Below are 22,085 nucleotides of genomic sequence, written 5' to 3' on the forward strand. Positions count from 1 at the left end.
TCGGCCCACGTACCTTCTCCGTCTTCGGGACTTTTCGGCTCTCGTATACGTACGGACGATCCTGACGCCCCACTCACCCCGCCGGAACCGGATTCGCCGTGGTCTTCACCACGTGGGACGGGCGGACATCCCGCCGTCCACGACCAGGTCGTGCCCGCTGACCCAGCACGCCAGCCGGGAGGCGAGGAACACGCACGCGTCGCCGATGTCCTCGGGCCGCCCCAACCTCCCTACGGGCGCCGCCCGTTGCCATCGCCGCACCCCTTCCGGCCAGTCGTCCGCCAGCCCGTCCCGGTCGACGAGGCCGGGCGAGACGGTGTTGACGCGGATGCCGTAGGGCCCGTACTCCAGTGCCGCCGACCGGGCGTGCGTCACGACCGCCGCCTTCGAGGCGCTGTAGTGCGCGTGACCGGGCGCCGGGTGCGCGGCCTCGATGGACGCGATGTGCGTGACACTGCCACCGCCCCCGCAGTCACCCGGGCCCTGCTGCTCCCGCATGACCTCCGCAGCGGCCTGCGTACAGGCGAAGACGCTGAGGAGGTTCGTGTCGACGACCGCCCGCCAGTCCGCGGCCGTCATCCGGGCCAGCTCCTGGACGGGCTGCACACCCGCGTTGTTGACCAGCGCGTCCAGCCGCCCGCCACCCCACTCGGCGGCCTCGCGCACCACGCGCCGGCACTCGTCCTCGACGGTGAGATCGCCCCGCAGGACGACGGCCCGGCCGCCCGACTCCTCGATCCGCGCGGCCACGTCCCGGGCGCCCTCGTCCGACGTCCGGCAGTGCACGGCGACGGCGGCCCCCTCCGCCGCGAACCGCGACGCGATCCCGCGCCCGATCCCGCCACCGGCCCCGGTGACAAGGGCGACCTGACCGGCAAGAAGACTCGCAGAACTCACGGAACTCACGGAACTTCCGGATGGCCTCATGGGCGACACAGTGCCTCGATACGGCCCGCCTCGGCCGGATAACGCGCGGCCAGTTCGACGGCGTCGCCGTGCTCATACCCTCCGTACGTGAACCCGGGCGCCATCGTGCACCCGAAGAACGTCCACGCGCCGCCCTCGACGACCCGCGCGCCCATCCAGGTCCCGGCGGGAACGGTGAGCTGCGGCTCCTGCCCGTGCAGGAGCCCGGGCCCGAGGAGGGCGGTCCGGGAGGTGCCGTCCGGGGCGAGGAGCAGCAGTTCCAGCGGATCGCCGAGGTGGAAATGCCAGATCTCGTCCGACGGCAGCCGGTGCAGCGCGGAGAAGTCGCCGGGCTCGGAGGTCAGCAGCGCGACGATCGCCGTGCCCTCCGGCCGCCCGTCGGCCCGCTCGGGCCCCGCCCAGGTACGCCGGAACAGCCCGCCCTCACGCGGGATCGGCTCCAGCCCGTAGTGGGCGATCAGGTCGGCGGGCGTCGGATGTCCTGTCGGATGTCCTGAGGTCGGGGTCACCCGGGAAAAGCTACCTCGCGGGTAAGAAAGGCCAGTTGGGCGCGCTTCTCCGGCAGATACACGTCGGGCAGGTCGATCTCGGGCAGGACGACGACGGGCCCGGCCACGAACCCCTGCCGCAGAAAGCGGGCGACGGCCTTCTCGTTGCCCACATCGGGATCGACCACGACCCGCCGCCGCCCGAGCCCGACCAGCACGAACTCCGCCAGCACCGCCATCAGCGCGGCCGACCACCCCGGCCGCCCGCCCTCCACCCCGGCGGGCGCGAGCAGCAGATGGACGCCGATGTCGCCGGGCTCGACGGTGTAGCACTCGCCCACCCGGTCGGCCTCGGGCTCGTACGTCTGGAGGAGCCCGACCGCCGTGCCGTTCTGCACGAGCAGGTAGGCGTGATGGGTGTCGAGGGTGTCCAAGTGGCCGTAGATCTCACCGACCTGCTCCTCGCTGAGCCCGTTCATGCCCCAGAACCCGGCCCGCGGCTCGCTCACCCACCCGTGCACGACACCGGCGTCGGCGACGGGGTCGAGCCGCAGCACGCGCACGGTCCCGAACCCGTCGGCCACCTGCTCGTGCACGGCGGCACGGGCCTCGTACGTCGGCCCCGGCGGGTACTCCCGCGTCAGCCGCGCCCAGTCGGTGACGACCGGGACGAGGTCCCCCCTTGTCCACAGGGGGAGTTGATCGCGGTGGTGGACGGAGCCCGGCACCCCGGAGGCCCCGAAGGGCACCACCCAGAGGCTGTCCTCACGCCGGGCCAGATCCCAGACGTACCGGGCGGCGGGTCCACGTGCGCTGAGGTCGGTGAGCCCAGGGACGGAGGACGTGCAGAGCACGCAGTCGTGGTCGCCGGAGAGCCCGGTTTCGGCGTCGGCGCCGCTGCCATTGCCGCTGCCATTGCCGTCGCCGTCGCTGTCGCCGAGAGCCCGCCAGGGGACCAGCCGGTGACGTTCGCCCCAGGTCACGGACAGCGCCCCCGCGGCGACTTCCGCGACGGCTTCCCTGACGACGGCGGCGCGCTCGATCCCGTACAACTCCCGTGCCTTCAGGAGCCCTTCGAGCGCGAAGGCGATCCGGGGGAGCAGGGCGAGCCAGGGGAGGAAGACCTCCGGGTACGCGGGCGGGACGGCCAGTGCCGCGAAGGCGGGGTGGGCGGCGAGGCGGCGTACGACGGCGGAGCGCAGGGCCGCGTACGACGCCGCCTCCGTGCTGTCGGCGTCCATCCGGCGGTCCCAGCGCAGGAGCCGGTCGCGGAGGGCGGCCTCCTCGGAGGTGAGGCCGTCGAGGGTCGCGAGGAGGTCGAGGAGCGGGGCGGCGGAGGCGAGGTGGGTGTCCATGTGGAGGGCGGGCAGGTCGGCCGCCGACCACCGGTCCCTCTCCTCCAGCAGGGCGCGGATCCGGTTCGCCCGGTGCGGCGGCGCGAACTCGACGCCGAGGGGGGTCGCGGGGCCGCGCTGGTTGGCCATGACGGCGAGGCCGTCGTCGACGGTGCCGTACGGGGTCTCGTGCCGGCCGTGCCATGCGTGACCGGGCTCCCAGGCCCGCACGAGCCGGGCCCGGTTGGCCTCGGCCCGGACGGGGACGTGGCCCGCGACCCGGTGCAGCAGCCCGCCCTCGGTGTCGGCGGCCTGGACGACGTTGACGGGCTCGGCCCACAGGTCGACGGCACGGTCGACATCGGCGACGCGGCGGGCCCGGAGCAGGGGGAGGAGGGCGGAGAAGCCGAGGTCGCCGGTGACGCGGGGCGGATAGCGCAGACTAATCGTTTCCGCATGATCACCTGCGCCCACCTCCAAGCCCTCACCCAACTCACCCTCACCCGCACTCTCGCCGGGGCCGATCACGACCACCCCCCGCCCGGTCTCGATCACCTCCACCTCGACCGGCTCCCCGCCCGCGACCTCGACGACCTCCATGTGCGCGTCGGCCGACCGCCACTCCCCGTCGGGATCGAGGACCTCGACTCCCGCACCCGTGAAGGAAGTCCCCGTACGGCGAATCCGCTCCTCGTAGAGGTCCTGGTAGTCGGCCATGGCGTTGGTGATGGCCCAGGCGACCGTGCCGGTGTGTCCGAAGTGGGCGATGCCGGGAACGCCCGGGACGGCCAGCCCGATGACGTCGAACTCGGGGCAGGACAGCCGGACTTGCTGATAGACGCCGGGAGCCTCGATGTAGCGGTGCGGGTCACCCGCGATCAACGGGAGCCCGGTGACCGAGCGTTCGCCGCTCACCAGCCAGCCGTTGCTGCCGGAGGTGCCGGGCCCGTCGGTGGCGAACAGGGCGATGGCGTCGGGGCCGAGATGCGCCGCGACCTGTTCACGCCAGAGCTTGGACGGGAAACCGGCGAACAGGATGTGCGTGGCGAGCCAGACACCGAGCGGGGTCCAGGGCTCCCAGCGGCCGGGGGCGAGCCCGGTCGCGGCGAACTCGGGTGCGGTGGCGGCCCCTTGCGCCAACCCCTCGTTGACACCTTCCACGTACGCCCGTACCCAGGCGGCGGTTTCCGGGTCCCGGCTCTCCAGGGTGGTGTAGCAGCGTCGGGCGGTGTCGTCGAGGCGGGCGCGTCGGGCGAACACGTCCCAGCCGACCGCCTCGGCGCCGAGGAACGCGGCCGAGGTGCCCTGGGCGCGGTGGCGCTCGACCTCCAGTTGCCACGCACGGTCGAGGGCGGTGACACGACCCTGGCCACGGGCGAGTTCGCACGCGTCGCCCGCTCGCAGATGCGGGATCCCCCAGGCGTCGCGGTAGATCTCGGTGGCCATATCTGTATCCTCACGGGGTCCGAAACTGTTCTTTAGGTTAGCCTTACCTAAGTAAAACTTGTGGGAATCGTACGTGAGAGGTGAAGAAGCCATGGCGCAGGGGCAGGGGCAGGGACGCGGCTGGGAGGGCGCTGTCCTCAAGCTTTTCCGGGGCAAGGACTTCGTGTTCACCGTGACGGACGCCGAGGACGTCACCCCGCACTACCGGCGCCTCCACCTCACCGACGGGGGCATGCTTTCGGCCACCGGCGTCCACCCCACGATGTGGGTCCGGCTGTGGTTCGACAACGCGGGCAAGCCGCACCAGCGGGCGTACACGCTGGTCGACCCGGACCCCGAGGCGGGCACCTTCGGCCTTGAGTTCGCGCTCCACGACGGATGCGCCAGCGACTGGGCGCGGGCGGCGAAGCCCGGGGACACCATCGAGGCGACGGTCCAGGGAACCGGCTTCACGCGGCCCCGGCCGGAGCCCTCGCACGTCTTCGCGATCGGCGACCCGGCATCACTGCCCGCGCTCAACTCCCTCCTGGACGCGCTGGGTTCGGCCCCGGCGACGATCTGGTTCGAGTCGGACCACGGCACCGACGGCTACCCCTTCCGCACCACCCCCGACCACCACGACCTCCGCCCGGTCCCCCGCCGGGACGCGGGCGCCCACCTGGTCGCCGAGGTCCGCTCCGCCTTCCCCGACCTCCTGAGGCACACCTCCGACCCGTACGTCTGGATAGCCTGCGACACGGCCACGACCTGCTCCCTGACCAGCTACTTCCGCAAGGAGGCGGGGCTGCCGAAGCAACGGGTGCACGGGCTCGGGTACTGGCAGCCGTAGTCGGCGGCCGGGCGATCGGGCAACCAGGCGCCGACCGAGGCATGATCGATCCATGGACGTCACTCTCCACCTCGCCCAGGACCCCGAGGCCGACGCGCTCCTCGGCCGCAGTCCGCTCGCCGCGCTGACCGGAATGCTGCTCGACCAGCAGGTTCCGATGGAGTGGGCGTTCAAGGGGCCGGCGACCATCGCCCAGCGCCTCGGCGCCGACGATCTCGACGCGCACGAGATCGCGGCGTACGACCCCGAGGCCTTCGCCGCGCTCCTCTCCGACAAGCCGGCCGTCCACCGCTACCCGGGCTCGATGGCCAAGCGCATCCAGCAGCTCTGCCAGTACCTCGTCGAGCACCACGGGGGAGACGCCGAGGGAGTCTGGCGGGACGCGGCGACCGGCCAGGAACTGCTGAAGCGCCTCACCGGCCTGCCCGGCTTCGGCAAACAGAAGGCCCAGATCTTCCTGGCCCTCCTCGGCAAGCAGCTCGGCGTCCAGCCCGAGGGCTGGCGCGAGGCCGCCGGCGCGTACGGCGAACCGAGGTCCTTCCGTTCGGTCGCCGACATCACCGGCCCCGAGTCCCTGACCAAGGTCCGGGCCCACAAGCAGGAGATGAAGGCGGCGGCGAAGGCCGCGAAGGCCTCAGGCGAGTAGGCGCCGCCCGCGCCGGGCCCGCCGGTAGGCCGAGCGGGCGGATCTCCGGCCGGAGTGATCAGCCTTGGGCGGGTCGCGGGGAGATGACCTTGCATGAGCCCCGCCGCGCGCACCCCGTACACCTCGTACGCCGCGCGCCCTGCTGCCTGGCTCCGGGTACTCGTCCTGCTGCTCGCCCTGCTCGTGCCGGGCACGGCGCACTGCGGAGCTGCCGAGTCGGTCGTTCCGGGGGGTACGGCCGCCGAGTACGACGTCCACGACACCGCCCTGCGCCCACCGGCCCGGCACGGCCACCGTCCCGTCGTACCCCTGCGGCCCGTGCCCCGCCCGCCGTCCGTGCGGCACCCGGTGGCGAAGGCGACCCACCCGCTCCCCGTACCTCCGCGCCCCACGCTCGCCCTGCGCTCGGTGGTCCTGCGCTGCTGACAGGACCGGGCTCCCCCGGTCCATCAGTCAGTACGCCCAGTACGCCACACGGGACAAGGAACACCGACATGGCGATCGACCCCTACGCGGTTCTGCGCGCCCTGCTGCGCGCCGAGGCCGCACGCAACGCACCGAAACCCCAGGTACCCCGAGTGAAGGAAGCCCAGCCGCAGCGGCCCCCGAAGGAGCCGGGCCGCTGACCGGGCGGCGGGGGCGGGGCCCCGGTGGCTACCGCCTCCGCCGTGCCGTACCGAAGAGGGAGCGGGTGATCTCCCGGCCGATCTGGGTGCCGAGGGACCGGGCCAGCGACGTGAACATGGCGCTCCCCACCACCTGTTCCACCACGGAAGGGTCCTCCTCGGACTCCCTGGATTCCCTGGTCTCGCTGCTCTCCCTTGCCTCCTTGGACGCCTTCGGCCCGGCGGGCTTCATCTCGTCCGGGCCCTTGGCACCGCCGGAGGGCTTCGCCGCCGTCAGTCTCTCGTAGGCCGACTCCCTGTCCACAGCCTGTGCGTAACGGCCGTGGAGCTGCGAGGCCCTGACCGCCTGGTCGAGGACCGCCGCGTCGACCGGGCCCATCAGGGACTCGGGGGCACGCAGGCGGGTCGCGGCGACGGGTGTCGGGGCGCCCTTCTCGCTCAGGACGGTGACCACCGCCTCGCCCGTGCCGAGGCCGGTGAGCAGTTCCTCCAGGTCGTACGCCGAGTTCGGGAAGGTCTTCACCGTGGCCCTGAGGGCCTTCTGGTCGTCCGGGGTGAAGGCGCGCAGCGCGTGCTGGACGCGGTTGCCGAGCTGGGCGAGGACGTCGGCGGGGACGTCCTTCGGCGTCTGCGTCACGAAGAAGATGCCCACCGCCTTCGAGCGAATGAGGCGGACGGTCTGGGTGATCGAGTCCAGGAAGGCCTTCGACGCGTCGTTGAAGAGCAGATGCGCCTCGTCGAAGAAGAAGACGAGCTTGGGTTTGTCGGAGTCGCCGACCTCCGGGAGGCCGTGGAAGAGGTCGGCCAGCAGCCACATCAGGAAGGTGGAGAACAGCTGCGGCCGGTCCTGTACGGCGGGCAGTTCGAGCACCGAGACCATGCCCCGGCCGTCCGACGCCGTACGCAGCAGCTCGGCCGTGTCGAAGTCCGGTTCGCCGAAGAAGTCCGCCATGCCCTGCGCCTCGAAGGCGGTGAGGGACCGCAGGATCACCCCGGCCGTGGCCGTCGAGAGTCCGCCGATGCCCTTCAGCTCCTCCTTGCCCTCGTCGGAGGTGAGGAAGGCGACGACGGCCCGCAGGTCCTTCAGGTCGACCAGTTCCAGCCCCTTCTGGTCGGCGTAGTGGAAGACCAGACCGAGCGACTGCTCCTGGGTCTGGTTGAGCTGGAGCACCTTGGACAGCAGCACCGGGCCGAAGCTGGTGATCGTGGCCCGCACCGGGATGCCGTGGCCGATACCGCCCAGGGCGTAGAACTCGGCGGGGAAGCCGGTCGCCGTCCAGCGCTGGTGCACCTCGGCGGCACGGGACGCGACCCGGTCGTTCGTCGTCCCCGGCGCGGAGATCCCGGAGACGTCACCCTTCACGTCGGCCAGGAAAACGGGCACACCTTGGGCACTGAGCTGTTCGGCGATCAGCTGCAGCGTCTTGGTCTTGCCGGTGCCGGTGGCCCCCGCGACCAGACCGTGCCGGTTGAGCATGGGCAGCGGGATGCGGATCTGGGCGTCCGGGAGGCACGTCCCGTCCCACAGCAGGGCGCCCAGATCGAGCGCTGGGCCGGTGAAGGCGTACCCGGCGGCGATCTCCAGGGCCGGCTGGGGGAGCGCGGGAGCGCTCCCGGGCGCACGGGGTGGTGAGTCGGGTGCGTTTGCCGGCGGCAAGGGCTCCGGGACGGCCTCCGTGGTGGCCGATGGCACGGTCTCGCTGTCGCTCATGTCGGGCCCCTCTTCCGGTTTGCCCCGCTTTACGGCACCTTTTCCAGCGTCGCACTCCGTCTCCATGGCTGCGCCCGGAACGTCTGGACCGGTAGGCTTTCCGTGTGATCTTCAAGCGCATCGGAAACGGCCGGCCGTACCCCGACCACGGCCGGGAAAGCACCCGGCAGTGGGCGGACGTCGCGCCGCGCCCGGTCCGCCTCGATCAGCTCGTGACGACCAAGGGCCAGCTCGACCTGGAAACCCTGCTCGCCGAGGACTCGACGTTCTACGGCGACCTCTTCGCGCATGTCGTGAAGTGGCAGGGCGACCTGTATCTGGAGGACGGTCTGCACCGCGCGGTCAGGGCGGCCCTCCAGCAACGGCAGGTACTGCACGCCCGCGTCCTCGAAATGGACTGACGGCCGTTCTCGCGACGCTTATTGGCCCTTTCGGGTAGTACTGCGGCCGGGTCAATGATCATTTAGTAGGCATCGGTGCCCAGGCGCACTACGCTGCGCCCATGAGCATGCTGACTCCCCCCGGAATGGGCGGCCAGTACCGCATCACGGGGGACAAGTACCCGCGGATGCGCCGACCCCGGGGGCGCCGCAGGTTCGTGCTCGGACTCGTGGCCTCCGTCGCCGCCCTCGGCCTGATCGGCTGGGGCACCTTGCAGCTCATCGACGTCTTCACCGGCGGCGGCAGCAAGGCAACGGCCGCGGGACCCAAGGCGGACTGCGCCACCAAGGCGACTCCGACGGCGACTGCGCCGACGGCTCCCAGAGCCCTGCCCAAGCCCGGCGGGATCACCGTCAACGTCCTGAACGCCACGCCCCGCAGCGGACTGGCCAAGCAGGCCGCCGACGAGCTGCGGAAGCGCGGTTTCCGTATCGGCGACGTCGGCAACGCGCCCAAGGCCTACGACAAGAAGATCGCCGGGCCCGGAGTGGTGCTGGGCGCGCAGTCGGCAGCCCAGGCCGCCCTCCCCGTGCTCGGCACCCAGCTCGCGGGCGCCCAGGTGAAGACCGACGCCCGCGCGTCGGCCACCGAGGTCGACCTGCTCATCGGCACCAAGTTCACGGCCCTGACCAGCAAGAAGGACGCCGACCAGGCCCTGGCCGCACTGACCGGTCCCGCGCCGACGCCCTCCAGCACCCCGAAGAGCTGCTGAGCCTCGTAGTACTCCGTACTCCCAGCCCGTACTACTCGGCCGCGCCGTACAGCCGGTCGCCCGCGTCCCCGAGGCCCGGGACGATGTAGCCGTGCTCGTTCAGGCGCTCGTCGATCGAGGCCGTCACGACGGTGACCGGGGTGCCCGCCAGCTCGCGTTCCATGACCTCGACGCCCTCCGGGGCGGCCAGGAGGACCACGGCCGTCACATCGTCGGCGCCGCGCTTGATGAGCTCCTGGATCGCCGCGACCAGGGTGCCGCCGGTGGCCAGCATCGGGTCGAGGACGTACACCTGGCGCCCGGAGAGGTCCTCGGGCATGCGGGTCGCGTACGTGGACGCCTGGAGCGTCTCCTCGTCGCGCACCATGCCCATGAAGCCCACCTCGGCGGTCGGCAGCAGCCGGACCATGCCGTCCAGCATGCCGAGACCGGCCCGCAGGATCGGCACCACCAGCGGGCGCGGGTAGGACAGCTTGACGCCCGTGGTCGAGGCGACCGGCGTCGTGATGTCGACCTGTTCGGTACGCACGTCGCGCGTGGCCTCGTAGGCGAGCAGGGTGACCAGCTCGTCGGCGAGACGGCGGAAGGTCGCGGAGTCGGTGCGCCGGTCGCGCAACGTGGTGAGCTTGTGGGCGACCAGAGGGTGGTCGACGACGTGGAGACGCATGTCCCTAACAGTAGCCGTGGTCCCGTACAGCGGCCCGCCCTCCATACAGCGGTTCCGCTTTCCCGTACAGCGGCTCCACTCCCCCCTCACCCTTCCGCTGGCATCAAACCGCCCGACGGAGGGAAGGTGGAATGACGGATTGGGGGTGTCTGCCCATGCCTGACCAGGAACCCGACCGCGACCGGAAGGCCTCGGAGACCGAGGCCGAACGGCGTCGGCGCCGGGCCGTCTTCCTGCGCGAGCTGACCGAGGCCCGCGAGTTGCGCGACCGTGTCCAGCCCCGCCGCGCCAAGACCGCCCGCCTCCGCCACGCCATGCGCATGCGTACGTTCCGCTGGTAGTAAGCGCGTTGAGGGGGTAGCCGTGCGGGGGCGGTGAGGGAAGCCGGTTACGATCCGCTGGTGGCGGCAACGAGAGCGCTGCTGAAGGGCTCGACCGACAACCGATCAAAAGAGCCGGACACAGGGTGGCGAAGACGTCCCCTGAACGCTCCGTTTCTGCCACGATTCCGAGTGGGTGGGGCTCGGCACACAGCCTTCCCCGCCCGTAACCTCCGCCGGGGGGACCCCCAACCGGCACGCCTAGGAACAGTGGGAGAGTCACGGTGTACTTCGCCGCACTGCTCGCGCGCACCGAAGACGGGTGGGAAGCGAGCGACACAGAGCTCGACGATGTGGAAACCCTGTCGGACCTGGCCGAACTGGCCCGTGAAGCCTCCTCCGAGGACGACACGGTGCTGGTGCTCATCGAGCAGGAGGACGCCTGGTTCGGCGTCGTCCGCATCGACGGCGAGGACGATCCCCGGATCTACGTCTCGGACGCCGCCGCCGCTTCCCGTAGTTCGTACGGTGAGATCCTGCTCACGGCCGAGCTGCTCGGCCGTGATCCGGACACCGACGAACCGGATCTCGACGCCCTCGACCTCGACGGCACCGAGGACGGGGAGTCGGACGCCGATCCGGACATCGACTCCGACTCCACCGACGACGACGAGACCATCGCCCCCGTCGACGCGGTGCCCCACGGCCCCGTGGGGGACCCGGTGATCCTCGACGACCTCGGCGTCGGCGAGAAGCAACTGCGCGCCCTGGACGCCGACGACGCGCTGGGCGCGATCGCCGAGGCCCTGGGAGCGTCGGTGGTCCTGGAGGCGGTGCGCTGAGCGAAGAGGACCTGACCGGCGAGGGAGCGCCCGACCCCGTGCGTGAGCCATGGCGGGCCGCGATGCGGCTCGCCATGGCCGAGGCAGGGCGGGCCGCTCTGGGCGGTGACGTCCCCGTCGGCGCCGTCGTCCTGGCCGCCGACGGTACGACGGTGCTCGCGACCGGGCACAACGAGCGCGAGGCGACGGGCGATCCGACCGCACACGCGGAGGTCCTCGCGCTCCGGCGGGCCGCGGCGGAGGTCGGAGAGTGGCGGCTCACCGGCTGCACGCTCGTCGTGACGCTGGAGCCCTGCACGATGTGCGCGGGCGCCCTCGTGCAGTCGCGGATCGACCGGGTCGTCTACGGCGCCCGCGACGAGAAGGCGGGCGCGGCCGGCTCCCTCTGGGACCTCGTACGCGACCGCCGCCTCAACCACCGCCCCGAGGTGATCGGCGGCGTCCTCGCGGACGACTGCGCCGACCTCCTCACCACCTTCTTCCGTCACGAGCGCTGACCGCTGACACACCGGCCCACGCACCGCCGGGGGCCGACGAAATCGGATTTCGGACCTCGCCGCACCTTGCTGTAAGGTCTCCCTCGGTAGCGTGTCCGAGCGGCCGAAGGAGCTCGCCTCGAAAGCGAGTGTGGCGCAAGTCACCGAGGGTTCAAATCCCTCCGCTACCGCTGTAGAAGGGCCTCGCCGGACGGCGGGGCCTTTCGTGCGACATCGGTCGGGTGTCGTGCGGTCGGGTCTGGTCGGGTCTGAGGGGGAGGCCGCCGTGGCGGTGAACGCGAAGAAAATTGCCGTCTATGCACTCGTGGTCTTCGTGGCGTACGTGATCATCACGGACCCCAGGGGGGCGGCCGACTACGTCGGGGTAGCGTTCGAAGGAATCTCGAACGCGGCCAGCGCCATAGGCGACTTCATGACCTGGATCGCCGACGGCGCCCAGTAGCAGCCAGCCAGCCCAAGCAGCAGCCGGGGAGTACATGTGATCCGCCATCTGGTCCTCTTCAAGCTCAACGAGGGCGTCCAGCGCGACGAACCACGGGTCGTGGCCGGTGTCGAAGCCTTCCGTGCCCTGCCCGGCCAGATCGACGAACTCCGCTTCTGGGAGTGCGCCTGGAACATCACCGACCGCCCCATCGCCCATGACTTCGCGATCAACTCGGCGGTCGAGGACACGGATGCGCTGAAGCGGTACCTGGAGCACCCGGCCCATCAGGCGGCTGCCGGACCGTGGCGCGAGTTCGCCACCTGGGTGATCGCCGACTACGAGTTCTGAGCCGTACGGCCGCACAGGCGACGACCCCGCACCGGAACGGTGCGGGGTCATTTTGCGTCTTATGAGCCAACTCTCCCTCAACACGGTGTTATGGGGTGCTTGCACACAGTGCACATGTCTTGTGATGCTATGACCGCTTTTGACGGATGAGTTGACCGATGAAGAGGTGGCCTTGACCGTGTCGGCCAGTACTGCGCCACCCCAGGAAGCCACTGCCCAGGAAGCCGCTGCCCAAGAAGCCGCACCTCAGGAGCCCGCCCCCCAGCGGAGCCGGAGCGCGGACACCCGGGCGCTCACCCAGGTGCTCTTCGGCCAGCTCAAGATGCTGGAGCCGGGCACGCCGGAGCACAACCGCGTGCGGGGGGCGCTCATCGAGGCGAATCTCCCGCTCGTGCGCTACGCCGCCGCCCGCTTCCGCTCCCGCAACGAGCCGATGGAGGACGTCGTCCAGGTCGGCACCATCGGACTGATCAACGCCATCGACCGGTTCGACCCGGACCGGGGCGTGCAGTTCCCGACGTTCGCGATGCCGACCGTCATCGGTGAGATCAAGCGGTACTTCCGGGACAACGTCCGCACGGTCCACGTGCCGCGCCGGCTGCACGAGCTGTGGGTGCAGGTCACCGGGGCGACGGAGGATCTGACGACGGCGTTCGGGCGCACCCCCACGACCGCCGAGATCGCCGAGCGGCTGCGCATCAGCGAGGAGGACGTGCTGTCCTGCATCGAGGCCGGCCGCTCGTACCACGCGACCTCGCTGGAAGCCGCCCAGGAGGGCGACGGTCTGCCCGGCCTGGTCGACCGGCTCGGCTTCGAGGACCCCGCGCTGGACGGCGTGGAGCACCGCGACCTGGTCCGCCATCTCCTGGTCCAGCTCCCGGAACGCGAACAGCGCATCCTGCTGCTGCGTTACTACAGCAACCTCACCCAGTCGCAGATCAGCGCCGAACTGGGCGTCTCCCAGATGCACGTGTCCCGGCTACTGGCCCGTAGCTTCGCGCGGCTGCGCTCCGCGAACCGCGTCGAAGCGTAACCAGGGGCGTAACCGCATACAGGAGCGAGTCGTCACCTGGGAGAGGGAATCACCCATCGGCGCACTTCCCTGTATTTCTGGGGTGAAAAACCGCCAGACCCCCTTTTTCCAGCGCGTATCCGCGTCCCACATGTCGACATGTCACTACAGCGTGTTGCCGACATGTGACATTCTGCCGGAAGAGCGTTTGCCGTGGCTTCGGCTCCGGTATTCAGGTGAAGGCTGCGTTCCTCAGATCGGGAACGACCGCCGCGACCGTCCGCGACCCAAAGGGGGTGGCATGTCCGCAGACCAGGGCAGCTCCAAGGTGCTCACGCTCACGAAGAGCGAGTCGGCGCCCGCCGAGCTTCACGACGTCCCGGCCCTCGTAGTGGAGGTCGAGGCAGAGGCAGCCCCGGCCGTCCAGGCCCTCCCGGCCGCTCCGCCGGCCACAGGGGCCATCGACACCCGCACCCTGTCCCGTTCCCTGTTCCTGCGGCTCGCCGCCCTCGACGAGAACAGCCCCGAGCGTGCGTACGTGCGGGACACCCTCATCGAGTTGAACCTCCCCCTCGTCCGGTACGCGGCGGCCCGCTTCCGCTCCCGGAACGAGCCGATGGAGGACATCGTCCAGGTCGGCACCATCGGCCTGATCAAGGCGATCGACCGCTTCGACTGCGAACGCGGCGTCGAGTTCCCGACGTTCGCGATGCCGACGGTCGTGGGCGAGATCAAGCGCTTCTTCCGCGACACGTCGTGGTCGGTGCGCGTACCGCGCCGTCTGCAGGAGCTGCGCCTGGCCCTCACCAAGGCCAGCGACGAGCTCGCCCAGAAGCTGGACCGCTCCCCCACGGTCACCGAACTCGCCGTGGTCCTGGGCGTGTCCGAGGAGGACGTGGTCGACGGCCTCGCGGTCGGCAACGCGTACACGGCCTCGTCGCTCGACTCCCCGGCCCCGGAGGACGACGGCGGCGAGGGCTCCCTGGCCGACCGCCTCGGCTACGAGGACACGGCACTGGAGGGCGTGGAGTACCGCGAGTCCCTGAAGCCGCTGCTGGCCAAACTCCCGCCCCGTGAGCGCCGGATCATCATGTTGCGGTTCTTCGCCAACATGACCCAGTCGCAGATCGGCGAGGAGGTCGGCATCTCCCAGATGCACGTGTCACGCCTTCTGACCCGGACCCTGTCCCAGCTCCGCGAAGGCCTGATCTCCGACTGAGGTCTGGCTGATCTCCGGCCGCTCTCCGGCCGAAGGTCCGACCGGGGGTTCACTTCTGACGGAGCATCAGCGACGATGACGCGATGCTCCGACCTACCCGGACGACGCATGACCGCCGGGGCGCCATCGCCCTGACCACCTCGGCGGCCGTCGTGACCTGCGCCCTGGCCGGGGTGTTGGCAGCCTGCGGGGGCGGCGCCGGACACGACGAGGGATACGTCCCGGTCGAGCGGCCGGCGATCGGCGGTACGGCGGTGGCTCCCACCGGGGAGGTGACGTTCGTACCGCTGGAGGGACCCCAGCCGGAACCCGCGGCGCCCGACTCGCCTCCTGGACAGGAGAGTCGGCCGCACACACCCGCAACGACGCCCCGATCACCGGCCGTTCCGGCCGCGGACTCCAACTCCGGCTCCGCGAGCACTCATCCGGCAACCCCTGCGCCGACGTCGACGTCTGCCTCCGTTTCCCCACCGACGCCGGTGACGACGCCGACCTCGACACCGACCTCGACGGCGACAACACCGGTGCCGTCACAGCCCGTCGGCCCCGCGCACCTGACCACGGGTGTGCCGGTACGCGAGCCCACGGACAAGCGCTGGTGCGAGAAGGTGACGCTCGCCTTCCACAACACCGGCGGCTCACCGGTGCGTTCGGGCACGGTGACCTTCGGCACGCACATCATCGACCTGCTCGGCATCGACTGGGCCACGATCGAGTCGACCGTGCCGCTCCCGACGCCGATCGGACCGGGTGCGCGCCGGGAGGCGAGCTGGACGGTGTGCGTGGAGGAGTGGCGCGTGCCGTGGGGGATGCGGGTGGAGACGCGAGTCGTCGAGGTGGAGTGGGCGCAGAGGGGCGCGCCAGGGGGGAGGCGGTGGCGGGGTTAGTGGGCGGAGGGGGAGGGGCCGGAGGGGGAGCCGATCCCCGCCCCCTGACCGACCCGCAGTTCGTAGCGCAGGCGTTGACGGTGGGCGGGCAGGGTCATCAGGTCGGCCTGGAGGGGGCGGTCCTCGGCGTCCAGGGTGAGCCGGGTCAGCCGTAGGACGGGGGTGCCCGGGCCGACGCGCAGCGCCTGTTGCTCCGCCGCACTCGGCAGCCCGGCCGTGACGTCCTCGCGTACCCGTACGCCCACGTGCCCGAGGCGCGCCAGCAGGGTGACGGCACCGCCGGGGATCTTGGCGACATCGGCGAGCCCGGTGCCTCCGGCGATATGGACGGGATAGTAGGTGTCCGTCAACTCACAGGGCTCCCCGTCGAGTTCGATCACCCGACGCCGTACGACCACTGCCTCGCCCTCGGCGACGCCGAGCAGCCCGGAGACCTCATCGGACGCCGGCACCTCCCCGGCGTGGACGATGCGCTGCGTGCCCCGGCGCCCCTTCGCCGCGGCCTCCTCGCTCCAGGCGTCGCCCTGCCCGCCCACCCGTGGCACCAGATAGGGCATGGAGGTGCTGACCCAGTCGTCTCCGCGGTGCATGGCGGCACGCCCTCCGGTCGCGAGCGGTTGCGAGCGGCAGAAGCCGGGGCTCGTCAGACGCGGGCCCTGATCTGCCGTACGGGATGACCGAGGGCCTCGCCGGGGGTGGCCGGGTCCTCGCCGCTGAGCCAGAGGGGACTTCCGGCGCGAGGCTCGGGAAACCAGGTGACGTCGATCCGGGCGTCCACCCCACCGGGAACGCCCGAGCCAGGACGACGCGGGCGCGTCGTCGCTCACGAGGCGCCCATGGACCGCTCGTTGATCGCTCGTGCATCGCTCATGGATCGCTCGTGGATTCTCGGCGAGCCCCCGGAACGCGCCGGCCGGGTCGCCGGCGCGGTTCCCGGCGGTCCTACTTCAGCGCCAGCCAGGCCACCGCCGCGACCACCAGTACGGCGACGACCACGCCGACGATCAGGCCGATGCGGGGGCCCGCCGGGGCGGACGCCTGGCGGCTGCCGCCCTGGGGGGTCTCGTCGACGAACGCTCGGAACATCTGGGTGCTGCCCGCGGGGTCGTAGTTGCCCTCGGGGCCCTGGGTGTTGGCCATGATGCGAGACCCTAGCGAACCCGACGGCGCCCGCCCAAGTGCGCCCCCTCTCCCACCACTCCCACCTGCGCGTTTACGTTCGCCAATACGTGCCTTTGCCAAGTTTTTAGCCCACCTCGTCCCCATTTCATTTGCCTGTAGCAACCAATCTTTTCTATGGTTGCCCCAAGCAACGAATACTGGACGGGCAGGACTCAGGGGGTGTGATGGCCGAGCAGGCGCGGTACGAGGAGTTGGCGCGTCAGTTCAGTGCCTTCGGAGCCGTGAAGCGGGAGATGGGGCGGATCATGCCGCCCGAGTGCCCCAGCGGTTCCGCCGTCGTGCTGACGCTGCTCGACCGGTACGGGGACATGCGGATGAGCCGGCTCGCCGAGCTGCTCGCCGTCGACATGTCCGTGACCAGCCGCCATGTCGCGCACGTCGCCGGACACGGCTGGATCGAGCGGCTCCCCGACCCCGCCGACAAGCGCTCCCGCATTCTGCGGTTGACCCCTTCCGGGCGCACGCAGATCGGCGAGCTGTCGCGGCGGTCCACCGAACTGCTCGCCCACCGGCTCGCCCACTGGAGCGACGAGGAGGTCTGGCAGCTCGCCCGGCTCATGGGGCGGCTCCGGGACAGCTTCGGCGCCCACCAGACGACACAGCACACGACGTAGCAGACGCCGCGGCAGGCGCCCGTGGCAAGCGACGTAAAAGACGCACAAGACGCACAAGACGCAGCAAAGACAAGGAAGCTCATGGCAACGACCACACCGGCCGGTGTGCGGGCGGCACACGCCAAGCACGGGGGAGGCTCCCACGGCTCCGCCGACGGCGCGCCGATGTCGCACCGGCAGATCATGGAAGCGCTCACCGGGCTGCTGCTCGGCATGTTCGTCGCGATCCTGTCGTCGACGATCGTCTCCAACGCCCTGCCCGACATCATCAAGGACCTCGGCGGCGGTCAGAGCGCCTACACCTGGGTCGTGACCGCGTCGCTGCTCGCGATGACCGCGTCCACCCCGCTGTGGGGCAAGCTCGCCGACCTCTTCTCCAAGAAACTGCTGATCCAGTTCGCGCTCGTCATCTTCGTGCTGGGCTCGGCCGCCGCCGGGCTCTCGCAGAACGCGGGCATGCTCATCACCTTCCGTGCCGTGCAGGGCGTCGGCATGGGCGGGCTCTCGGCTCTCGCCCAGATCATTCTCGCGGCGATGATCTCCCCGCGTGAGCGTGGCCGCTACAACGGCTACCTCGGCGCCACGTTCGCGACCGCGATGGTCGGCGGGCCGCTGATCGGCGGTGTCATCACCGACACCAGCTGGCTGGGCTGGCGCTGGTGCTTCTACGTCGGCGTGCCCTTCGCCGTCGTCGCTCTCATCGTGCTCCAGCGGACCCTGCACCTGCCCGTCGTGAAGCGCAAGGCCAAGGTCGACTGGACCGGCGCCTTCTTCATCACCGCGGCCGTCTGCCTGCTGCTGGTCTGGGTGACCTTCGCCGGCGACAAGTACGACTGGGTGTCCTGGCAGACGTACGCGATGATCGGCGGCACGGTCGCCCTGCTCGGGATCTTCGTCCTCGTCGAGTCGAAGGCCAGTGAGCCGATCATCCCGCTGCGGCTCTTCCGCAACCGCACGATCACCCTCGCCTCGCTCGCCTCGCTCTTCGTCGGCGTCGCGATGTTCGCGGGCACCATCTTCTTCAGCCAGTACTTCCAGTTGGCCCGGGACAAGTCGCCGACCATGTCCGGCGTCATGACGATCCCGATGATCGGCGGCCTGTTCGTCGCCTCCACCGTCTCCGGCCAGGTCATCACCCGTACCGGACGCTGGAAGGCGTGGCTCCTCTCCGGCGGTGTGCTGGTGACGGCCGGTCTCGGTCTGCTGGGCACCCTGCGCTACGACACCGCGTACTGGCACGTCGCCGTCTACATGGCGCTGCTCGGCCTCGGCGTCGGCATGATGATGCAGAACCTGGTGCTCTGCACCCAGAACCAGGTCTCCCCCGCCGACCTGGGCGTCGCCAGTTCGGTGGTCACCTTCTTCCGGTCCCTCGGCGGTGCGATCGGCGTCTCCGCGCTGGGCGCGGTCCTCAGTCACCGGATCGCCGACCACCTCAAGGACGGCCTGGCCACCATCGACCCGAAGTACGCGTCGGCGCTGTCCGGTTCCACCTCCAACACCATCCCCGACCTCGACGCGCTGCCCACGCCGCTGCGCACGGTCATCGAGGGCGCCTACGGGCACGGCATCGGCGACGTCTTCCTCTACGCCGCCCCGGCCGCCCTGCTCGCGCTCGTCTTCTCCCTCTTCATCAAGGAGGTCCCGCTGCGGACCAAGGGCGCGCTGGCGCAGGCCGCGGAGGAGAACGGTGCCTCTTCTGTCCGGGTCGTCCCGGCAGCCCCGGTCGCGGAGACAGTGCCCGCCGCCGTCACCACGGTGGCTGTCGAGCCCGTCGAGCCTGTCGGGGCCCGCGCGGCCGTCGAACAGACGGTCCGTGGCGGGATACCGGTGCGCGGTCAGGTGCGCGGTGCCGAGAGCGCGCCCGTTCCGCAGGCCGCCGTCACGCTGATCTCCCTCACCGGACGTCAGCTGGGCCTCGCGGTCACCCGGGGTGACGGCGCCTACGCGCTGGACGCGCCGGGCACGGGCTCGTACGTCATGATCGCCTCGGCGGACGGGTTCCAGCCGCAGGCCTCGACCGTCGTCGTGAACGGTGAGTCCGTCGCGTACGACATCCTGCTCAGCGGCACCAGCGGGCTCGGTGGGATGGTGCGCGGCGCCGAGACCGGGGTGCCCGTCAAGGACGCGATGGTGATCGTCACCGATGTGCGCGGGGATGTGCTGGCCACCGGGGTGACCGGTGAGCAGGGCGAGTTCACGTTCGCCGAGCTGGTGCCGGGGGCCGTGACCGTCGCCGTGAACGCCGCCGGGTACCGGCCGCGGGCGCTGCCCGTCGAGGTCGGCGGCACCGGGGTCACCCGGGTCGAGGTGGAACTGGCGTCCGGGGCGCACGTCCAGGGGATCGTACGGGCGCCGCACGGGCCGCTCGGGGACGCGCGGGTCACGCTCGTCGACGCGGCGGGCAACGTGGTCGGCTCGGCGACGACCGGCACGGACGGGGCGTACGCCTTCGCCGACCTGGACAGCGGCGAGTACACGGTCATCGCGACCGGTTACCCGCCGGTGGCCACCGCCCTGACCGTCTCCGGCCGCGGCACCGACGACCACGACATCGAACTCGCCCACCCGGGCGAGGAGTAGCGGGACATGACAGGTATGACAGGGCCGGCAGGACTCAGCGCGCGGGTTCGCACGCGAGACGGGTGGGCGGTGTCGCACGCCGTCGTCACCGTGACCGACTCGACCGGGCGGCAGGTGGTGCGGGCCGGGGCCGACGCGGACGGGGTCGTGCGCGACGCGACCCCGCTCGCGCCCGGCGCGTACACCGTGATCGTGACGGCCGTCGGGTACGCGCCCACCGCGTCCAGTGCCATCGTCACCGCGAGGGGGCGGACCGAGGTCGGGACCGTCACCCTCGCCCGGCTGGGCGGCGGCGCCGAACTGCCGCCGCCGGGGCCGTGGACCCGGCCCACTCGTCCGTCGGGGCGGTCGCCCAGCACCTGGGCATCTCCAGCGTGCACGGGCGGTTCACCGAGTTCACGGCGACCATCGGGATCACGCCGGACGAGGTCGCCAAGTCCCGGGTGGAGGCGGTGATTTCGGCCGCCTCGATTGACACGGGGAACGCGACGCGGGACAAGCATCTGCGGTCCGCCGACTTTCTGGACGTGGAATCCCACCCCGAGATCATGTTCCACTCGACAGGTCTCACCCCGGCCGCCGGTCCCGACCGCTGGACTGTCCACGGCGAACTGAACATGCGCGGTGTCGTACGGCCGGTCGACCTCGACCTCGCCTACCTGGGCACCGGCGCCGACCCCTGGGGCGGCACGCGGGCGGCGTTCCGGGCGACGACGGAGCTGCGCCGCGAGGACTTCGCCATGAACTACAACCAGGTGGTGCAGGCGGGGATCGCGGCGATCGGTACGACGTTGAGGGTGGAGCTGGACATTCAGGTGGTACGGGGGGATGCGCTGCCGACGGTGTGACCGGTCGATCAGGACGGACGGGCTACAGCAGGAGCAGCAGACGAGGCGGGACGAAGAGGTGCCGGGCTCGGTGTTCCTCGGCGTTCATCACGGCGGCGGGCATCCAGTCGGGCCGTCCCTCCGCCTTCACCAGGGCCTCCTGGCGTTCGGCGCAGGTTGCGCAGGCGAAGTCCCACGGTGGCAGCAACTCGGCGTGCGCGTCGGCGAGATGACGGCCGAGCCTGATCTGCGTTCCCAGGACACTGTCGGTGAAGTCCCAGTCGACGGAGGAGTCCTCGGCCGTCAACGCGGCCACTTCGGCCTGTACGTGGCGCATCTTCTCGTAGAGCCGGACGCAGTCGGCGCAGTCCCACATCCAGTCGGGGAGAAGGGGCCACTGTTCCGCGGCGCCGTCGTTCTCAGCGCCGTTCCCACCGGCGTTCACCCCGTCGTTCCCACTGTTGCTCGAACCATTGCCCATACCGCTCCCCGCCCGCAGGCTTCTGTTGTCCGTCCGCTCGGATCCTTCTCCAGAACCGGCCGGTCTCACTCACAGCCTCTCAACTCACGCGGGTTGATGAAGCCGAGTGCGCCGAAGACGCGATGTTGTCACCCGCCCACCTCGAACCACAGCAGCTTCCCGGCATCGCGCTCCAGCAGGCCGTCCTCCAGGGGGCCGGCCGCCCCAGCAGTCGGCGTACTCCTGCACGAGGCACAGCCCACGCCCGCCCTCGCTGTCGGCCGGTGCGAGCGGGACACGGTCGCGGGGCGGCGGGCCGAAGGGGGAAGGGATACGCGGGTGACTGTCCCGGACGCCGATGCGCAGACGTCCGTCGGCGAGAGCGGTGAGGCGGAGGGAGCGGGGCCGTTGGTATGCCGGTAGGTGTTCGTGACCAGCTCTGAGGTCAACAGTTCTACTGAGGTTTCCCCGTACTGATCTCCTTCGAGGCTTCGACACTTCGAAGATCAGCCGGTGGCCGTACAACTATGCGGACACCATCCCGATGCCGGAGCAAACCCCCGGATCAGGTCGAACCCGTACACCACTTCTCTGGACGCAACCGGCGCGGGCGGTGGCCCGGTCGGGCCAGGTCCGGGTTCCGGTCTCCTCCTTGAGCAGCGCCCAGAAGCTCTCCGCGGCGGTATTGTCGAAGCGTGATCCGGTGCGTCCGCGGCTCTGGCGCAGCCCCAACGCTCATATCCGGTCGCGGAATCGGGCCGATGTGTACTCGCTGCCGCGATCGCTGTGTATGACACAACCGGGCTCCACATGCGCCCGGCCGTGAGCCATGCCGAGGGCGTCGGTGACGAGTTCGGCACGATGGTGGTCGGCCATGGCGTAGCCGACGACCTCGCGGGTGGCCAGGTCGAGCCGGCAGGCGAGGTAGAGCCAGCCCCCGGCGGTGGGCAGGCAGGTGATGTCGCCGGCCAGCCTGATGCCGGGGCGCTCGGCATGGAAGTCGCGGCCGATCAGGTCCGGGGCCGGCTTCGCCTTCGTGTCCG

Annotated in this window: 26 protein-coding genes, 1 tRNA gene and 1 pseudogene; 18 read left to right on the forward strand and 10 right to left on the reverse strand. The window is 70.9% G+C overall.

The features are described 5' to 3' along the window. Positions 1-105 precede the first annotated feature (105 nt). The 3 genes from IEY89_RS35025 to IEY89_RS35035 are packed head-to-tail and all read right to left on the reverse strand — an operon-like array spanning position 106 to position 4,195. Positions 106-927 carry an SDR family NAD(P)-dependent oxidoreductase gene (locus tag IEY89_RS35025; protein WP_189151573.1) on the reverse strand — a complete coding sequence of 274 codons (822 nt, stop codon included), beginning with the start codon at positions 925-927 and terminating at the stop codon, positions 106-108. Next, on the reverse strand, positions 924-1,436 hold the full coding sequence (locus IEY89_RS35030) for a cupin domain-containing protein (protein WP_189151574.1): 513 nt from the start codon (positions 1,434-1,436) through the stop codon (positions 924-926). Before IEY89_RS35030 ends, IEY89_RS35025 begins: the two co-directional genes overlap by 4 nt. After that, complete coding sequence (locus IEY89_RS35035) at positions 1,433-4,195, reverse strand: GNAT family N-acetyltransferase (protein ID WP_189151575.1); 2,763 nt, start codon at positions 4,193-4,195, stop codon at positions 1,433-1,435. Before IEY89_RS35035 ends, IEY89_RS35030 begins: the two co-directional genes overlap by 4 nt. A 91-nt stretch (positions 4,196-4,286) precedes the next feature. On the opposite strand from IEY89_RS35035, the gene IEY89_RS35040 reads away from it, so the two are divergent. The 4 genes from IEY89_RS35040 to IEY89_RS41575 all read left to right on the forward strand — a co-directional run bounded on the left by IEY89_RS35040 (position 4,287) and on the right by IEY89_RS41575 (position 6,296). Further along, positions 4,287-5,024, forward strand: a complete 738-nt coding sequence (locus tag IEY89_RS35040; RefSeq protein WP_189151576.1) for a siderophore-interacting protein — start codon at positions 4,287-4,289, stop codon at positions 5,022-5,024. Positions 5,025-5,076: 52 nt separating this feature from the next. Further along, on the forward strand, positions 5,077-5,670 hold the full coding sequence (locus IEY89_RS35045) for an HhH-GPD-type base excision DNA repair protein (protein WP_189151577.1): 594 nt from the start codon (positions 5,077-5,079) through the stop codon (positions 5,668-5,670). 93 nt (positions 5,671-5,763) lie between these two features. Further along, entirely contained in the window at positions 5,764-6,096 is a 333-nt protein-coding gene (locus IEY89_RS35050; RefSeq protein WP_189151578.1) for a hypothetical protein, read from the forward strand. A 68-nt stretch (positions 6,097-6,164) separates the two neighbouring features. After that, positions 6,165-6,296 carry a hypothetical protein gene (locus IEY89_RS41575; protein WP_268240780.1) on the forward strand — a complete coding sequence of 44 codons (132 nt, stop codon included), beginning with the start codon at positions 6,165-6,167 and terminating at the stop codon, positions 6,294-6,296. A gap of 28 nt (positions 6,297-6,324) precedes the next feature. On the opposite strand, the gene IEY89_RS35055 is transcribed toward IEY89_RS41575, so the two are convergent. Continuing rightward, complete coding sequence (locus IEY89_RS35055) at positions 6,325-8,007, reverse strand: helicase HerA-like domain-containing protein (protein WP_189151579.1); 1,683 nt, start codon at positions 8,005-8,007, stop codon at positions 6,325-6,327. Between the two features lie 104 nt (positions 8,008-8,111). On the opposite strand from IEY89_RS35055, the gene IEY89_RS35060 reads away from it, so the two are divergent. Further along, positions 8,112-8,408 carry a type II toxin-antitoxin system VapB family antitoxin gene (locus tag IEY89_RS35060; RefSeq protein ID WP_006377352.1) on the forward strand — a complete coding sequence of 99 codons (297 nt, stop codon included), beginning with the start codon at positions 8,112-8,114 and terminating at the stop codon, positions 8,406-8,408. Positions 8,409-8,509: 101 nt separating this feature from the next. Beyond that, entirely contained in the window at positions 8,510-9,160 is a 651-nt protein-coding gene (locus tag IEY89_RS35065) for a LytR C-terminal domain-containing protein (RefSeq protein WP_229695595.1), read from the forward strand. 31 nt (positions 9,161-9,191) lie between these two features. Here IEY89_RS35065 and upp read toward each other — a convergent pair whose 3' ends face one another. Beyond that, positions 9,192-9,827: a uracil phosphoribosyltransferase gene (gene upp, locus IEY89_RS35070; RefSeq protein ID WP_189151580.1), complete on the reverse strand. Its 636-nt coding sequence runs from the start codon at positions 9,825-9,827 to the stop codon at positions 9,192-9,194. Between the two features lie 155 nt (positions 9,828-9,982). Here upp and IEY89_RS35075 point away from each other — a divergent pair, with 155 nt between their 5' ends. From IEY89_RS35075 to IEY89_RS35115, 9 genes are all read left to right on the forward strand, one after another. Next, positions 9,983-10,168, forward strand: coding sequence for a hypothetical protein (locus tag IEY89_RS35075; protein ID WP_189151581.1), 186 nt, complete (start codon positions 9,983-9,985; stop codon positions 10,166-10,168). A gap of 263 nt (positions 10,169-10,431) precedes the next feature. Further along, entirely contained in the window at positions 10,432-10,989 is a 558-nt protein-coding gene (locus tag IEY89_RS35080) for a tRNA adenosine deaminase-associated protein (protein WP_189151582.1), read from the forward strand. A 62-nt stretch (positions 10,990-11,051) separates the two neighbouring features. Next, complete coding sequence (gene tadA, locus IEY89_RS35085; protein WP_229695596.1) at positions 11,052-11,486, forward strand: tRNA adenosine(34) deaminase TadA; 435 nt, start codon at positions 11,052-11,054, stop codon at positions 11,484-11,486. A gap of 85 nt (positions 11,487-11,571) precedes the next feature. Continuing rightward, a tRNA-Ser gene (locus IEY89_RS35090) sits at positions 11,572-11,656 on the forward strand. Positions 11,657-11,751: 95 nt separating this feature from the next. After that, on the forward strand, positions 11,752-11,928 hold the full coding sequence (locus IEY89_RS35095; protein ID WP_189151584.1) for a hypothetical protein: 177 nt from the start codon (positions 11,752-11,754) through the stop codon (positions 11,926-11,928). Positions 11,929-11,964: 36 nt separating this feature from the next. Then, a complete protein-coding gene (locus IEY89_RS35100; RefSeq protein ID WP_189151585.1) occupies positions 11,965-12,258 on the forward strand; it encodes a Dabb family protein in 294 nt (97 codons plus the stop codon). A gap of 139 nt (positions 12,259-12,397) precedes the next feature. Next, a complete protein-coding gene (locus IEY89_RS35105; protein ID WP_189151586.1) occupies positions 12,398-13,291 on the forward strand; it encodes an RNA polymerase sigma factor SigF in 894 nt (297 codons plus the stop codon). Between the two features lie 280 nt (positions 13,292-13,571). Then, positions 13,572-14,489 carry an RNA polymerase sigma factor SigF gene (locus IEY89_RS35110; RefSeq protein WP_189151587.1) on the forward strand — a complete coding sequence of 306 codons (918 nt, stop codon included), beginning with the start codon at positions 13,572-13,574 and terminating at the stop codon, positions 14,487-14,489. 83 nt (positions 14,490-14,572) lie between these two features. After that, complete coding sequence (locus IEY89_RS35115) at positions 14,573-15,376, forward strand: hypothetical protein (protein WP_189151588.1); 804 nt, start codon at positions 14,573-14,575, stop codon at positions 15,374-15,376. Here IEY89_RS35115 and IEY89_RS35120 read toward each other — a convergent pair. The 3 genes from IEY89_RS35120 to IEY89_RS35125 all read right to left on the reverse strand — a co-directional run bounded on the left by IEY89_RS35120 (position 15,373) and on the right by IEY89_RS35125 (position 16,516). Next, complete coding sequence (locus IEY89_RS35120) at positions 15,373-15,966, reverse strand: GntR family transcriptional regulator (RefSeq protein ID WP_189151589.1); 594 nt, start codon at positions 15,964-15,966, stop codon at positions 15,373-15,375. The genes IEY89_RS35115 and IEY89_RS35120 overlap by 4 nt on opposite strands. 53 nt (positions 15,967-16,019) lie before the next feature. Further along, positions 16,020-16,154 (reverse strand): hypothetical protein, encoded by a 135-nt coding sequence (locus IEY89_RS41580; protein ID WP_268240781.1) that lies wholly within the window; start codon positions 16,152-16,154, stop codon positions 16,020-16,022. A 164-nt stretch (positions 16,155-16,318) separates the two neighbouring features. After that, a complete protein-coding gene (locus IEY89_RS35125) occupies positions 16,319-16,516 on the reverse strand; it encodes a hypothetical protein (protein WP_189151590.1) in 198 nt (65 codons plus the stop codon). A gap of 206 nt (positions 16,517-16,722) precedes the next feature. On the opposite strand from IEY89_RS35125, the gene IEY89_RS35130 reads away from it, so the two are divergent. The 3 genes and pseudogenes from IEY89_RS35130 (at position 16,723) to IEY89_RS35140 (ending at position 20,603) form a co-directional block, all read left to right on the forward strand. After that, positions 16,723-17,172, forward strand: coding sequence for a MarR family winged helix-turn-helix transcriptional regulator (locus IEY89_RS35130; protein ID WP_189151591.1), 450 nt, complete (start codon positions 16,723-16,725; stop codon positions 17,170-17,172). A 165-nt stretch (positions 17,173-17,337) separates the two neighbouring features. Further along, entirely contained in the window at positions 17,338-19,755 is a 2,418-nt protein-coding gene (locus tag IEY89_RS35135; protein WP_486389067.1) for an MFS transporter, read from the forward strand. Between the two features lie 15 nt (positions 19,756-19,770). After that, positions 19,771-20,603: pseudogene (locus IEY89_RS35140) on the forward strand (YceI family protein). 22 nt (positions 20,604-20,625) lie between these two features. On the opposite strand, the gene IEY89_RS35145 reads toward IEY89_RS35140, so the two are convergent. Both IEY89_RS35145 and IEY89_RS35150 read right to left on the reverse strand, forming a co-directional pair. Next, positions 20,626-21,063: a hypothetical protein gene (locus IEY89_RS35145; protein ID WP_189151593.1), complete on the reverse strand. Its 438-nt coding sequence runs from the start codon at positions 21,061-21,063 to the stop codon at positions 20,626-20,628. A 714-nt stretch (positions 21,064-21,777) separates the two neighbouring features. Then, a partial coding sequence (locus tag IEY89_RS35150) for a DDE-type integrase/transposase/recombinase (RefSeq protein WP_189151594.1) occupies positions 21,778-22,085 on the reverse strand: 308 nt, incomplete at its 5' end.

Origin of the sequence: Streptomyces lacrimifluminis (assembly GCF_014646095.1) — a bacterium.
Classification (GTDB): domain Bacteria; phylum Actinomycetota; class Actinomycetes; order Streptomycetales; family Streptomycetaceae; genus Streptomyces; species Streptomyces lacrimifluminis.